At 42.9% G+C, this 13,845-nt stretch carries 15 protein-coding genes; 10 read left to right on the forward strand and 5 right to left on the reverse strand.

Going from position 1 to position 13,845, the window contains the following annotated elements; genetic code table 11:
• Positions 1-4: 4 nt before the first annotated feature.
• The 8 genes from cyoC to alr all read left to right on the forward strand — a co-directional run bounded on the left by cyoC (position 5) and on the right by alr (position 6,131).
• Positions 5-622 (forward strand): cytochrome o ubiquinol oxidase subunit III, encoded by a 618-nt coding sequence (cyoC, locus tag FTU44_RS00465; protein WP_005097238.1) that lies wholly within the window; start codon positions 5-7, stop codon positions 620-622.
• Positions 622-948 (forward strand): cytochrome o ubiquinol oxidase subunit IV, encoded by a 327-nt coding sequence (locus FTU44_RS00470; RefSeq protein ID WP_005097239.1) that lies wholly within the window; start codon positions 622-624, stop codon positions 946-948. The genes cyoC and FTU44_RS00470 overlap by 1 nt, the downstream gene beginning before the upstream one ends.
• Positions 949-958: 10 nt before the next feature.
• A complete protein-coding gene (gene cyoE / locus FTU44_RS00475; protein ID WP_180049073.1) occupies positions 959-1,837 on the forward strand; it encodes a heme o synthase in 879 nt (292 codons plus the stop codon).
• Positions 1,838-2,270: 433 nt separating this feature from the next.
• Positions 2,271-2,657: a 30S ribosomal protein S6 gene (gene rpsF / locus FTU44_RS00480; protein ID WP_004278789.1), complete on the forward strand. Its 387-nt coding sequence runs from the start codon at positions 2,271-2,273 to the stop codon at positions 2,655-2,657.
• A gap of 12 nt (positions 2,658-2,669) precedes the next feature.
• Positions 2,670-2,897 (forward strand): 30S ribosomal protein S18, encoded by a 228-nt coding sequence (gene rpsR / locus FTU44_RS00485; protein WP_005097242.1) that lies wholly within the window; start codon positions 2,670-2,672, stop codon positions 2,895-2,897.
• 9 nt (positions 2,898-2,906) lie between these two features.
• Positions 2,907-3,353, forward strand: a complete 447-nt coding sequence (rplI, locus tag FTU44_RS00490) for a 50S ribosomal protein L9 (RefSeq protein WP_004645413.1) — start codon at positions 2,907-2,909, stop codon at positions 3,351-3,353.
• A gap of 216 nt (positions 3,354-3,569) precedes the next feature.
• On the forward strand, positions 3,570-5,012 hold the full coding sequence (dnaB, locus tag FTU44_RS00495; RefSeq protein WP_005097243.1) for a replicative DNA helicase: 1,443 nt from the start codon (positions 3,570-3,572) through the stop codon (positions 5,010-5,012).
• Between the two features lie 48 nt (positions 5,013-5,060).
• On the forward strand, positions 5,061-6,131 hold the full coding sequence (alr, locus tag FTU44_RS00500) for an alanine racemase (protein ID WP_100355351.1): 1,071 nt from the start codon (positions 5,061-5,063) through the stop codon (positions 6,129-6,131).
• A gap of 47 nt (positions 6,132-6,178) precedes the next feature.
• Here alr and FTU44_RS00505 read toward each other — a convergent pair whose 3' ends face one another.
• From FTU44_RS00505 to FTU44_RS00525, 5 genes are all read right to left on the reverse strand, one after another.
• On the reverse strand, positions 6,179-6,610 hold the full coding sequence (locus FTU44_RS00505) for a BLUF domain-containing protein (RefSeq protein ID WP_005097246.1): 432 nt from the start codon (positions 6,608-6,610) through the stop codon (positions 6,179-6,181).
• A 78-nt stretch (positions 6,611-6,688) separates the two neighbouring features.
• Positions 6,689-7,423, reverse strand: coding sequence for a proteasome-type protease (locus tag FTU44_RS00510; protein WP_005097248.1), 735 nt, complete (start codon positions 7,421-7,423; stop codon positions 6,689-6,691).
• Positions 7,424-7,436: 13 nt separating this feature from the next.
• Entirely contained in the window at positions 7,437-8,216 is a 780-nt protein-coding gene (locus tag FTU44_RS00515) for a transglutaminase family protein (protein ID WP_074383227.1), read from the reverse strand.
• On the reverse strand, positions 8,213-8,815 hold the full coding sequence (locus tag FTU44_RS00520) for an alpha-E domain-containing protein (RefSeq protein ID WP_005097250.1): 603 nt from the start codon (positions 8,813-8,815) through the stop codon (positions 8,213-8,215). Before FTU44_RS00520 ends, FTU44_RS00515 begins: the two co-directional genes overlap by 4 nt.
• Before the next feature lie 22 nt (positions 8,816-8,837).
• A complete protein-coding gene (locus FTU44_RS00525) occupies positions 8,838-10,397 on the reverse strand; it encodes a circularly permuted type 2 ATP-grasp protein (RefSeq protein ID WP_180049075.1) in 1,560 nt (519 codons plus the stop codon).
• A gap of 239 nt (positions 10,398-10,636) precedes the next feature.
• Between FTU44_RS00525 and FTU44_RS00530 the strand changes: the two genes are divergently transcribed.
• Complete coding sequence (locus FTU44_RS00530; protein ID WP_005097252.1) at positions 10,637-11,644, forward strand: YafY family protein; 1,008 nt, start codon at positions 10,637-10,639, stop codon at positions 11,642-11,644.
• 497 nt (positions 11,645-12,141) lie between these two features.
• A complete protein-coding gene (locus FTU44_RS00535) occupies positions 12,142-13,812 on the forward strand; it encodes an FMN-binding glutamate synthase family protein (protein ID WP_005097253.1) in 1,671 nt (556 codons plus the stop codon).
• Positions 13,813-13,845: the final 33 nt, after the last annotated feature.

Genomic DNA, 13,845 nt, shown 5'->3' on the forward strand with positions numbered 1-13,845 from the left:
GACAATGGCTGAAGTACTTCATCACGATAACCACGGACACGATGAGCATCATCACGATGATACTGACATCACCGTCTTTGGTTTCTGGACTTACTTGATGAGTGACCTTGTCCTGTTCGGTACACTCTTCATTGCGTTCGCTGTTTTAAGTAGCCACATTCCTGTGGGTACTCCAAGTGCGAGAGACCTGTTTGGCGACTCTTTAGGTTTCGTTCTGACTGAAACCTTCGCTCTCTTGATCTCTTCTGTAACCTTTGGTTTTGCAGTTCTTGCTGCATACAAAAAAGACGTTGCAAAAGTACTGACTTGGTTAGCGATTACTTGGGTATTCGGTGCTATCTTCATCGGCATGGAACTATATGAGTTCAATCACTTAGTTCATGCGGGTCACGGTCCAAGCACAAGTGCGTTCTTATCTGCGTTCTTTACCTTGGTAGGTACGCACGGTATTCACGTAACTTCTGGTCTGGTCTGGATGATCGTGTTAATGGTTCAAATCAAGAAATATGGTTTGACTCTTGCAAACACGCGTCGTCTAGCTTGCCTAAGCTTGTTCTGGCACTTCCTTGACATCGTTTGGATCTGTGTATTCAGCGTAGTTTACTTGATGGGAGTTCTGTAATGAGTCACGATCACAACTCAGCTGGTGCATCACACGGTAACGTTAAGCAATATACAATTGGCTTCGTACTTTCTGTCATCCTTACCGTAATTCCATTCGGTATGGTGATGGCAGGCGGTTTTGAACGCGGTATCTTGATTGCAGTAATTGCGATTACTGCGGTTGCTCAGATTCTTGTGCAGTTAATTTACTTCCTGCATATGAACTCTTCTTCAGAGCAACGCTGGAACGTGATTGCGTTCGTGTATACCATCTTAACCATCGCTATTCTTTTAGTAGGTTCTGTATGGATCATGAATTACCTACACTACAACATGATGATCTAAACTGGTCGTCATGTTGAAAAAGTATTTATTCCTGACTAAGCCAGGAATTCTCTTCGGTAACTTTGTTACCACTTTGGGTGGCTACTTCGTAGCCACTCAAGGTTCTGTAGATTTCCTTATCCTGCTTATTACCCTTCTCGGTACTACGCTTGTCGTAGCATCAGGATGTGTGGTCAACAACGTGATTGACCAGGACATCGACCAAAAAATGCAGCGCACACAAAATCGTGCTCTGGTCATCAAAACCATCTCTGAACCTGTTGCCCTGGCTTTTGCTCTGGTCTTAGGCCTCATTGGTTTTAGCATTTTATGGTTCTGGGTAAATGCGTACGCTTTTCTTTTCGCGGTGATTGGTTTTGTTGTATATGTTGGTTTCTACAGCCTATGGACAAAACGAACCACAATTCATCAAACTGTAGTCGGCAGTATTTCTGGTGCAGCTCCGCCTGTCATTGGCTATACCGCTGTGGCCAATCAATTTGACCTGGGTGCATTACTGATCTTTTTAGGTTATGCGTTGTGGCAAATGCCTCACTCATGGGCAATTGCGGTTTACCGCTTTGATGATTACAAAAATGCAGGCATTCCCATTTTGCCTGTGGCGCGCTCGATTCATCGTACCAAGATCGAATCACTTTTGTATGTGGTGTTATTCACCCTGACCATGAATGCATTATTTGTATATGGCTATGCCAATTGGTTGTATGCAGTCATTTTAAATCTATTGTGCATTTACTGGTTGTATATCGGTGTCATTGGATTTAAAGCTGAAAATGATCAGCTTTGGGCAAAGAAATATTTTCTGTTCTCTGTCATCCTGATTACCGTGATCAGTATTGTATTTAGCTTTACTTCAACTGCGCCATCTACACAGATAGTGTTTTTTTAAAAAGATAGAGAGTTCGCCTCTATCTTTTTTTATTTTGATTTTATCCCCCCACTCCGAGCATCTGTTTGCAGAATCAAAATTTCAGCTTTAAGCGCTCGTCCCCTCCTTTCTTATCTTCTGTGAAATTCACTCATTTTTGTTTTAGAGTCACATTCATAGGTTTAGGCCAATTCCTGCCTAGAAAGAGTCGGTTGATATGATCAACAGTATATTTAATAAATTTAAGCAGTTTAAGCCTGATTAAAAATATAACGATTTTTTGATAAGAGAATCTGGCAATAGATATAATTTCACAAAAATGGCTTATCTGGTTGAAATTATCCTCGAAAATCTCTACAATTCACCCTTCGCAAACACTGCGACACAACCTTGGTTGTGACTCCTTGCTTCAATTTACTTAAATTGGGGCTGTCCAAACCGTAAGGAGCTGACAATGCGTCATTACGAAATCGTACTTTTAGTACACCCTGATCAAAGCGATCAAGTCGTTGGTATGGTAGAACGCTACCTAACTCACATCAAAGAAGCTGAAGGTCAAATCCACCGTCTTGAAGACTGGGGCCGTCGTCAATTGGCTTACCCAATCAACAAGATCCACAAAGCTCACTACATTCTTATGAATGTTGAGTGTGGTCAGACTACTCTTGATGAGCTTGAAGAATTGTTCCGTTATAACGATGCAATCATTCGTAGCCTTATCATCCGTCGTGAAAACGCAATCACTGAAGAGTCACTATTGGCGAAAAGTGCTGAAGAAAAACGTGCGCGTAAAGCTCAACGTGAAGAAGCACAACACGCTCAAGACTCTGCTGAAGCTTAAGGAGAACATAACATGGCACGTTTTTACCGTCGTCGCAAGTTCTGCCGCTTTACAGCTGAGAACGTTACGTACATCGACTACAAAGATATCGACACTTTAAAACAGTACATCACTGAAAATGGCAAGATTGTTCCTAGCCGTATTACAGGTACTAAAGCTCGTTACCAACGTCAATTGGCGCTAGCTATTAAACAAGCTCGCTTCTTGTCTTTGATCCCTTACACTGACAATCATAAGTGAGGTTGAGCTGTGGATATTATCTTATTACAACGCATTAAAAACCTAGGTAAACTAGGCGATAAAGTATCAGTTAAAGCTGGTTATGGCCGTAACTTCCTTATCCCACAAGGTATGGCAGTTGCTGCAACAGAATCAAACACTGCTGCTTTTGAAGCTCGTCGTGCTGAACTTGAGAAAGCTGAAGCTGATGTTTTAGCTGCTGCTCAAGCACGTGCTGACCAATTGAACGAAGTAAATATCGTAATCACTGCGAAAGCTGGTGACGAAGGTAAACTATTCGGTTCTATCGGTACTCGTGACATCGCTGACGCGTTGACAAATGCTGGTCTAGAAGTAGACCGTGCAGAAGTACGTCTTCCAAATGGCGCACTTCGTCACACTGGCGAATTTAACATCGCAATCCAATTGCACCATGATGTTACTGCAGAAGTTCTGGTTACTATCGTAGCTGAGTAATTTCTCGCCTCAAAAAGAGCATGCGAAAGCATGCTCTTTTTTTATCTATAAAAAAATGACAGGTATCTCCTGCTTAAAAATTATTTTATTACCCATACAAATGAAAATTTACCCTTCGCATTTGATTTCAGAACGCGTATGATTTCATGTCGTAGTGAATAAAAGCTATTCATCTCCGATAATGTTTAACCATTGTATTTAAAATCAGGGATTTATATGTCACAGGCGAATGCCAGCAAAAAGCCGACCAGCGCTAATATCGAAATCAGTACTGAGAACAGCAATCTCAAGGAATTTCGTACTCCACCGCACAATTTAGCGATTGAACAAGCCGTACTTGCTGCATTAATGACCGTTGCCGAATCTTTTGAACAGGTCGGTGATGTGCTGACTGAAAATGATTTTTATGCGACCCGACATAAATATATTTTCCGCGCCATTGATCAGCTCTCTAAAGAAAACTCACCTTATGATGCGGTACTGGTGCATGACTGGCTGATCAAGCAGAACTTGCTGGATGCCATTGGTGGTGAAGAATATCTGATGCAGCTCATGGCAGACTCGCCATCGAGTTTCTACAATCTGGAAACCTATGCAGGCAAAATTAAAGAATTCTCGACCCTGCGCAGCATGATTAAAGTCAGCTCTGAAATTTTACAAAATGCCTATGACACCAAAGGCCGTACCGTCAGTGAAATTCTGGACTTGGCTGAAACCAATATTTTCTCGATTGCAGAACAGCATAATAATAATGCCAAGGCGCAAGGGCCTAAACCGATTAACTCTGTCGTTGCCGATGTTTTTGATAAATTGAATGAATTATCACAAATGGAAGGTAGCATTACCGGTTTAACCACAGGCTTTGTGGAACTGGATAATAAAACCTCAGGCATGCAATCCGGCGACCTGATTATTGTCGCGGCGCGTCCGTCCATGGGTAAAACCACCTTTGCCATGAACCTGGTCGAAAGCGTTTTATTTAATAACAACCTGCCGGCGCTGGTCTATTCGATGGAGATGCCAGCGGATTCGATTGCCATGCGTTTGATTTCGTCATTTGGCCGTGTGCATCAGGGGCATTTGCGTTCAGGCAAAATGGACAGCGATGAGTGGTCAAAAGTGACCAGTACCATTGTGCATTTACAGGAAAAAAACCTGTATATCGATGATTCCTCTGCCCTGCCACCAACTGAATTACGTTCCCGTGCCCGTCGTATTGCCAAAATGCATGGTGGCAAACTCGGCTGTATCATGGTCGATTATCTTCAGTTGATGAAAGTACCCGGTATGGGCGACAACCGTGTCGGCGAGATCTCGGAAATTTCACGAAGTTTAAAAGCCTTAGCCAAAGAAATGCAGTGCCCTGTGATTGCACTTTCCCAGTTAAACCGCGCCCTGGAAAACCGCCCCAATAAACGCCCGGTGATGTCCGATTTACGTGAATCCGGTGCAATCGAGCAGGATGCCGATTTGATCATGTTCATTTACCGCGACGAGGTTTATAACAAGGAATCAAAGGAAGCCGGCACTGCTGAAATTATTATTGGTAAGCAGCGTAACGGCCCGATTGGTACGGTACGTCTGGCTTTCGAAGGTCAATATACCCGTTTTAGTAATCTCTCACCTGAGTTTTATGCTCAGTATGATGATGAAGAGTAAACAAGCTCAATCATCAGATTTCCATCGTCCCTCCAGGAGTAATTTAGGGTGCGCCAAGCTACAGTTTATATTGACAGTGCAGCACTGCAATATAATTTAAACCGTGTCAAACAACTTGCCCCAACCGCTAAAATCGTCAGTATGGTCAAAGCCAATGCTTACGGACATGGAGTTAAAGACTGCCTAGCAGCCTTAAGTGCAAGCGATGCTTTTGGTGTCGCATGCTTACAAGAAGCCCTGGAAATTCGTGAATTGGGTTATCAACAGCCGATCACGCTCATCGAAGGTGTTTTTGTTGCAGACGAAATGCCAATCGTGATTGATCAGAATATTGAAGTGATTGTGCATCAGCAGGCACAGGTCGATTGGCTCTTGGCACATAAAGATGCTTATATCGCCAAAGACCTGAAAGTCTGGGTCAAGCTGAATAGCGGGATGAACCGTCTTGGCTTTAAAATTGATGTAATTAAAGACGTTATCAATCAACTCAAAGCTGAAGGTTTTACTTGTGTTTTGGCGATGCATTTTGCCAATGCCGATGCTGATCACCCGCTGAATGATGAACAAATCCGTCAATTCTTAGAAATTAAAAATGACTGTGCACCATTGATGGGTTCATGCTGTAATTCAGCAGCCATTTATAAATATCCAGAATTGCATTTTGATTTTGTCCGTCCCGGGATCATGCTTTATGGCGCGACTCCATTTGCAGATCGTGATGTGCATGATCTGGATTTAAAACCAGTCATGACCTTTACTGCCGAAGTGATTGCACTTAACCATATCAAGGCAGGTGAGCATGTCGGTTATGGTTCAACATTTACAGCTGAGCAAGACATGACACTTGCGATTGTTTCAATTGGCTATGGTGATGGCTACCCTCGTGCTTTCCCGAAACAGAACTATGTGGCGATTAATGGCCAGCAAACGCGTGTCATTGGTCGTGTAGCAATGGATATGATCGCGATTGATGTAACTGCTATGCAGGTAAAACCTGGTACTCAAGTCGAACTTTGGGGGAATACCCGTTTGGTCGATGATGTTGCTGAAGCCAATGGCACCATTGGTTATGAACTGTTATGCAGACTCAGTCATCGTCCGCTACGTAAAGTTATTTGAGTTGATCCTCAGAGCCAAAAAAGTCCAACAGAAGTTGGGCTTTTTATTTAAGCTGATTTTTGTTCTTCAGCCTGCTCTAAACTCAATTTCTCTAATAAAGCATCGACATGATGTTGCTGAAAGGCAAAAGGATTAAAGTCATTAAATCCCATGTCCTGACAGAATTGCTGGATTTGACTGCGTTTAGAAATATACTTCATCGACCAGTCGGGGAAACTCGGATATTCGATTTCCTTGGTCTCAAACAATTTAATATCATGATGGCGAGGATCTTTATTGAGTCTCTCGAGCAGCAGACTTTTTAAGGTTAAACACTCACCTTCCAGACATTGAAAAAAATAACCATCGGCAAAATACAGCACTCCTGTGACTTGATAGCGATGATTAAAATCACGTGCTTCTTTCAGGATATTGGTCAGATCTTCAAGCAAATCAACTTTAGAAGACGTACTTTTACTGGCGTAACAAAATTGGTACATGCGCTAACTTATCTATTTTTATTATGCTGGTGCACAGAAGTTCATACTGTACGCGAAAAAACTGAACCAGAATACCTTTTACAGAAAATATTCATTCGATGGAACAGGTAGCGCTGCCAGTCCTTTTTTCAAGGTGTCTGACCATTGCCGGCTGATCGACGTGAAATATTCATCATCTTCGGCAATACGTTTACCCCTCGGCATCATTAAACTGTCTTTTTTATACACCAGCACATCGAGTGGCATACCGACCGATACATTGGAACGTAAGGTCGATGCAAATGAAATGAGCGAACAACGCAGAGCTTCATCCAGCGGCATATCATAAGTCAAGGCGCGATCCAGGATCGGCTTGCCATATTTACTCTCGCCAATCTGGAAATACGGCGTATCCCGCGTGGCACAGATAAAATTTCCTTGCGGATACACATGATAGAGCTGCATTTCTTGATCTTTGAGCTGACCACCCACCAGTAAATTACAATAATAATTACTCTGTTCCAAAATGTCGCTGGTGACATTGGCGATGACTCTCTTAAGCGTGCTCCCGATCAGTTCAGCCACATCAAACATGGTATGCAGACTGAGTATATTGGGTTCCTGCTTCAACTCCAGCTGATTTTTGATACGCCCAATTACGGCTTGTGTTGTGGCCAGATTTCCGGAGGCCTGTATGACGATCATACGCTCCCCAGGAATACCAAAGGTATACAGTTTGCGAAAGACAGAAATATGATCTACTCCGGCATTGGTCCGTGTATCACTAATAAAAAGCATACCTTGCTCTAAACGTAGCGCACAACAATACGTCATTCTTTTGTCCTTATTAACATCCTAGTACCTGAACAATGGAATGCATGGATTCCACTCCGCCCTTCTCCCTCACACCGCGTACCGGTGCTACATCCCAATAATCCCGCCCAATGGCCACATAAATATGCGAGCTTGGACTAAACAGCAGATTACTCACATCAAAACAATACCATGTCTGCTCTACAAACACCTCTGCCCAGGCATGACTGGCCAGATGTGAAGCATTTTGTGCATATAAATAGCCAGAAACATAACGGGCAGCTAAGCCCAGATATTTACACATGGCAATGAAAATATGACTATGATCCTGACAGACCCCCTGACGTGCTTCAAAGGCATCTATGGCAGAGCCTTGCACTGAGGTGCTATTGGAAATATAAGGGACATGTTCCAGCAAGGCCTGTGCCAGTTCAATCAGACGTTGACGGCTTAATGCAGGGACATGAGCTTGTGCAAAATCTTTCATTGCTGCATTACATTGCGTTGATTCGGTTGGCTGTAAAAAAATATTGGGATTGATTGAATCATTCAGTCCAGTCTGATGCGCGGGATTCAGCTCGACAATCCCTTGCGCCATGATCGTTAAGGAATAATAAGGTTCACGCTGGTTACAGGTCATCCACAGATTATGAAAGGCATCTTTTCGGATTTCTTTATTCCCCGGTACACTAATATCCCAGGAATGCACCCGTTGATGCGCATTGCTCGAAGGCATCATTTTGATGTACTGAATACTGTTCCTCACCTCAGCTGTATACATATAATGCGTTTGGTGATTCACCATCAATTTCATACATCTGCCTCAAACAGTTGATGGATATGGTCGCTAAACTGATAGAACTGAATCCGGTTCGGTTCTGTACGCAACTGTTCCCAGTATTGCTCCAGGTCACCCCAGCCCATTTCCACTAGAATTCTGACTACATCATCGATCTTGCACAGTGTCGTACTGGTTTCTTCACCGAGTCGTAACTGATGATCGAGCTGTTCGACACATTGTCCCAGGCTAAAGAACAGAAAAATATCGGCGGATTCAGCTTCCAGAATATCTTCACATTCAGTCACCACTTCACAAATATAACCAGCATTTTTGTCTGCAGTTTTGATCAGTTTCATTAGTTCTGCATAGCCTGATGCAGACAATACTCCGCGTAGTTCCTGAATATTATCTTTAGCCACTTTAAACTGCTGGCTAAAAGATGCGGTCTGAGTTGAATCTAGTACCAATTCATTTAAGGAACTGGCATCAAAAGCGGGTAAACAAAAAGCATGGGCATAGGCCACAGCTGCTTCGTCTTCTAAAAATGGAAAGCGCGCACATAAAAAATGAGTGCGAGATAAATAACGCCCTAACCAAAAAATATGTTGTGCATTGCTATTCAGCAAAACCATGACATTTTCCTTCTTTGGAATATTATGAATGTAAATTGTCGACTACCCAGGTATCTTTAATACCGCCACCCTGTGATGAATTCACCACCAGTGAACCGGGCTGCATCGCTACACGTGTCAAGCCACCCTGCACAATTTCAGTACGGTAAGGCGAGCTTAAGACAAATGGGCGCAAGTCAATATGACGTTCAGCAATACCAAAATTGGTCAAAGTCGGACTAACCGATAAGTCCAAAGTTGGCTGCGCAATATACAAATGCGGCGCAGCTAAAATTTTCTCCCTGAAAAATTCAATTTGCTGTTTCGAAGCCTGTGGCCCAACCAGCATGCCATAACCACCCGAACCCTGAGCTTCTTTTACCACCAGCTGGTCCAGATGGGCCAACACATAGCTTAAATCTTGCTGATTACGACATTGATACGTCGGAATATTTTTTAGTATTGGCTGTTCACCCAAATAAAAATGAATCATTTTATCGACATATGGATAAATCGATTTGTCATCTGCGACACCTGTACCCGGTGCGTTGGCAATCAGGACATTATTTTGTAAATAAGCTGACATTAAGCCAGGTACACCCAGGGTACTCTCCGGTTTAAAGCATAATGGATCGAGATAAGCATCATCGACCCGTCTATAAATAACATCGACTCTTTGGCGACCACGTATAGTTTTTACATAAACCTTCGAGTCATCAACAAAAAGATCACGTGATGTTACCAACGGTACATTCATTTCTCTTGCGAGAAAGGCGTGCTCATAGTAAGCACTATTAAAACGCCCTGGCGTCAGCACTACGACAAAGGGTTTGTCGACATGGGCATTTTCGATCAGGATTTCTTTTAAAAGCTGCGGGTATTGCTCAATTCCAGCAATCTTGGACTGTTCAAATATTTTCGGCATCAGCTTTTGGCTAATCTTACGGCATTCCAGCATATAAGAGACACCCGATGGCGTTCTAAGATTGTCCTCCAAGACATAAAATTCGCCCTTGGAATCACGTATTACATCAATGCCACTAATCTGGCTATAAATCCTGCCTTTCAGGCTATGTTGATACATATGCGGCTGATAAGCCTCATGCGTCAAAATCTGGAGTTCAGGAATGATATTGGCTTTTAAAATATCCTGTTGATGATAAATGTCATGTAAAAACAGATTCAGTGCGCGCACGCGTTGTGCCGACCCCAGAGCCACCATATTCCACTGTTTGCGGTCAATCACTCGTGGAATGATATCGAAAGGAATGCTTCGCTCTACCCCCTCTTTATCTTCGTAAACCGTAAAGCTAATGCCATGATGTAAAAAATGTTCTTTTGCCACCTGATTCAGAGCATTCAATTCATCCAGCGTGTGTTGGGATAACCATTCTTCCAGTCTTTGACTTGCCTGACTGGACATGACTTGCTCATCCTGCATTTCATTAAAGAATTTTGAAGACAACTGTTGAAATAAAAGTTGTGGATTTGCTGTAGTCGATACCGTTGCTGTTTTAGCCTCTATAAAATTTTTCCCAAGATTTTGGGAACTAAAATTATCAATTTTTTCAATTACATTTGTATCCCGATTTCCTTTAAGCATACAAACCTCGTCTTATCATCTATTATAATTAAATCAAAGCAATATCCATGCCATTGAACCTATATTGCGACTACCATTAATCTAATAAATGCGCCCTGAACTCAATGCCATTTCTTACCAAGTTGTTTTTAGTTTGTAGGACAATTGTTGCGCAGAAAGACTTGCGAAAAAATGAGAGTTTTTTTATTGTGTTAGTCTAAGCCTAAATCCCATCCTCTTTATCGCCAGCAAAATAAATTATGTCAGCACAAGAAAAAGAAACCTCGAATAGCCTGTATCGCCAATGGCAAATCTTGTCGCGTCTTTCTACCGGCAAATGGATGGGAACACGTGAATTACAGGAAATCTTGAATCGCGAAGGAATTGATATCAGCCTGCGTACCATTCAGCGTGACCTGAACCAGATTGCGCAGCGCTTTCCAATCGAAAGCAGCAAGACCACACCACAAGGCTGGCGTTGGCGCTCAGATGCACCGCTGCAAAGCTTGCCGCATATGACCAGCTCACAGGCGGTCACCTTTATGATGGTCGAAGAACATTTAAAACATTTGCTGCCACCGAGCCTGATCGAAGAAATGAATCCCTGGTTTGATCTGGCACGCCGCAGTCTGTCCTCGCAAAACAATGTCCGCCAATGGATTAATCGGGTACGGATTGTGCCAGCCACCCAACCGCTCATTCCACCTTTCGTGGATAAGACTGCACAGCAGGCGGTATATGAAGGCTTGTTGCAGGACAAACAGCTGGAATGTGTCTATCAGGGCCGCGGTCACAACAGCGAAGAAAAGACTTATATCCTCAATCCACTGGCTTTGGTGCAAAAAGGCTCCATCATTTATCTGGTCTGTACCCGTCATGACAAATCTGATATTCAGACCTTTGCCCTGCACCGTTTTAAATCGGCAGTAGTTCTCAATTCACGTGCCCTGCATCCGGTGAATTTTGATATTGATGACTATATCGATTCTGGTGCATTGGGCTTCCGGGTGGATTTCAATCACCCTACTGAAAATGTCATGCTAAAACTGAGCATGTCGGAATCGGATGCACATTATTTTGAGGAAAGTCAGCTCAGTAAAGATCAGAAGATTGAAAAACTGGACAATGGTATGTCGCTGATTAGTGCAACGGTTCCTTTTACTTCACAACTGGTGTGGTGGCTGCGCAGCTTTGGTAAAAAGATTAAACATATTGAACCCAGTATGGTGTCCAATGCAGTTAGCCAGATGGATGAGGAAAACCCTTAACCAAATGGATTTCATTCAGCTTTAATAATTCCAGAATAAAAAAATCCCCAGATTGGGGATTGGAGAATTATGCTTGTATTTTTATGATTGTTCTGGTGGTCTACCGCTGTACCAACCTGCTTTTCTCTAATACCCCGAAATGCAGATTGGATGAAACCTCAATATTTAAACAGAACTGAGACATGAGCAAGCCAGTTCGGCATTATTAAAGCGAATGGATTTTTTTGTCATGGTTTATAACTCCTGTATGGGTGATAAATCGACTATAAAAGCATTCACTCTGCCTGTGAAATAAATAGAATATATGTGCTTTGCATATTTTTTCTATAGGAATTTTTCCGCAAAATTTATCTGCAATTGCTACTGACTGATTGCCTGTCTGGGTATGATTTTTGGCAAGTTTATAAAATTGAATAACAATTCTATGCTTGCATAAGATACCTGGCTCTGCACATCATAAAGCCCTATAGAAGTAGAAATAGGGACTTAATTTTACAATGGCTAACCCTGCTCAATTAGTACGTCACAAGCTGCTCAATACTTTCTTTTCCCGCCATTCAGTCTGGTTTGCCTGCATTCTGATTGCAGTGATTTTTACCACATTCCATATCGGTTATTCGCCGCGTTATATCTATTATTTTATGCCGCAAACTTTGGTGAATACCCTGTGGATTCTGAGTATTCTCCTGAGCCTGTTGGGTTTGTATGATGTACTGCAAAACAAGCATTCTATTCTGAAAAACTACCCCATCATGGGACATTTCCGCTTTATCTTCGAAGAATTTCGTCCGGAGATTCGTCAATATTTTATTGAAGCCGACCGCGATGCACTGCCCTTCTCCCGTATGCAACGTAGTCTGGTGTACCAGCGGGCGAAAAATGAAAATTCAGATAAACCTTTCGGTTCAATTCTCAATGTCTATGAGGACAATTATAGATTTGTCAGTCACTCTTTGACGCCATGTAAGGTGGCCGATCCACAAACGTTCCGTATCCTGATCGGCAATGAGCAATGTACACAGCCCTTCTCTGCTTCCATTTTAAATATTTCAGCCATGAGCTTTGGCAGTATGAGTGCCAATGCAATCCGTGCGCTGAATCTCGGCGCTCAAAAAGGTGATTTTTTCCATGATACCGGTGAAGGCAGTATCAGCCCCTATCATCTTGAATATGGGGGCGATCTGGTCTGGGAAATTGGCAGTGGTTATTTTGGCTGCCGTACCTTAGATGGACAGTTTGATCCGGAACGCTTTGCGGCACAAGCCAAATTACCGCAAGTAAAAATGATTGAAATCAAGTTATCACAAGGGGCTAAACCCGGACATGGCGGTATTTTACCTAAAAGCAAGATCTCGGAAGAAATTGCCCAAATCCGGGGCATCAGCCGTGAACATGATTGCGTATCACCCTCTAGTCATCCCGCCTTTAGCACCCCGATTGAAATGATGAATTTCATCCAACGATTACGTGAACTTTCCAACGGAAAACCGGTCGGATTCAAGCTATGTCTGGGGCAGCCCTGGCAGTTTATGAGTATGGTCAAAGCCATGCTGCACACCCAGATTTATCCCGATTTCATCGTCGTCGATGGCTCTGAAGGTGGAACGGGCGCTGCACCCATTGAGTTAATCGACTTTGTCGGTGCACCCCTAAGAGAAGGTTTACTATTTGTGCATAATACCCTTGTTGGTGCAGGTTTAAGAGATAAAATCAAAATTGGTGCAAGTGGTAAAATTATTAGTGCATTTGATATTGCCAGCACGCTCGCGATTGGGGCAGATTGGGTGAATTCGGCACGTGGTTTTATGTTTGCCGTCGGCTGTATTCAGGCTCAAAGCTGTCATACCAACCAGTGTCCTGTCGGTGTCACCACACAGGATAAAGATCGTCAAAAGGCCTTACATGTGCCCACCAAAGCAGAGCGCGTATTTCATTATCATAAAAACACCTTACACGCCTTGTCTGAACTGATTGCTTCTGCAGGCCTGAAACACCCTTCGGCGATTAAGGCACATCACTTGGCACAACGTGTGAATAATCACGAAATAAAGAACTTTGCGCAGATTCATTTTTGGTTGAAAGAGGGAGAATTATTATCCTGTGAAAATAAGGATGAGGAGAACTTCTACTTCCGGATGTGGAACCTGGCTAAACTGGATAAATTTTAACTCAATACAGTTAAATTAGAAAAGGCGTTTAAT

It is taken from the genome of Acinetobacter sp. YH12105 (assembly GCF_013419095.1).
GTDB lineage: Bacteria > Pseudomonadota > Gammaproteobacteria > Pseudomonadales > Moraxellaceae > Acinetobacter > Acinetobacter pseudolwoffii.

Bases quoted from the DNA above. Each gene is read 5' to 3' on its own strand.
- FTU44_RS00515 (WP_074383227.1), bottom strand. From the start codon at position 8,216: ATGAAATTGATGGTGAATCACCAAACGCATTATATGTATACAGCTGAG.
- dnaB (WP_005097243.1), top strand. From the start codon at position 3,570: ATGTCACAGGCGAATGCCAGCAAAAAGCCGACCAGCGCTAATATCGAA.
- rpsR (WP_005097242.1), top strand. From the start codon at position 2,670: ATGGCACGTTTTTACCGTCGTCGCAAGTTCTGCCGCTTTACAGCTGAG.
- FTU44_RS00470 (WP_005097239.1), top strand. From the start codon at position 622: ATGAGTCACGATCACAACTCAGCTGGTGCATCACACGGTAACGTTAAG.
- FTU44_RS00530 (WP_005097252.1), top strand. From the start codon at position 10,637: ATGTCAGCACAAGAAAAAGAAACCTCGAATAGCCTGTATCGCCAATGG.
- cyoE (WP_180049073.1), top strand. From the start codon at position 959: ATGTTGAAAAAGTATTTATTCCTGACTAAGCCAGGAATTCTCTTCGGT.
- FTU44_RS00535 (WP_005097253.1), top strand. From the start codon at position 12,142: ATGGCTAACCCTGCTCAATTAGTACGTCACAAGCTGCTCAATACTTTC.
- FTU44_RS00510 (WP_005097248.1), bottom strand. From the start codon at position 7,423: ATGACGTATTGTTGTGCGCTACGTTTAGAGCAAGGTATGCTTTTTATT.
- FTU44_RS00520 (WP_005097250.1), bottom strand. From the start codon at position 8,815: ATGGTTTTGCTGAATAGCAATGCACAACATATTTTTTGGTTAGGGCGT.
- FTU44_RS00505 (WP_005097246.1), bottom strand. From the start codon at position 6,610: ATGTACCAATTTTGTTACGCCAGTAAAAGTACGTCTTCTAAAGTTGAT.
- cyoC (WP_005097238.1), top strand. From the start codon at position 5: ATGGCTGAAGTACTTCATCACGATAACCACGGACACGATGAGCATCAT.
- FTU44_RS00525 (WP_180049075.1), bottom strand. From the start codon at position 10,397: ATGCTTAAAGGAAATCGGGATACAAATGTAATTGAAAAAATTGATAAT.
- rpsF (WP_004278789.1), top strand. From the start codon at position 2,271: ATGCGTCATTACGAAATCGTACTTTTAGTACACCCTGATCAAAGCGAT.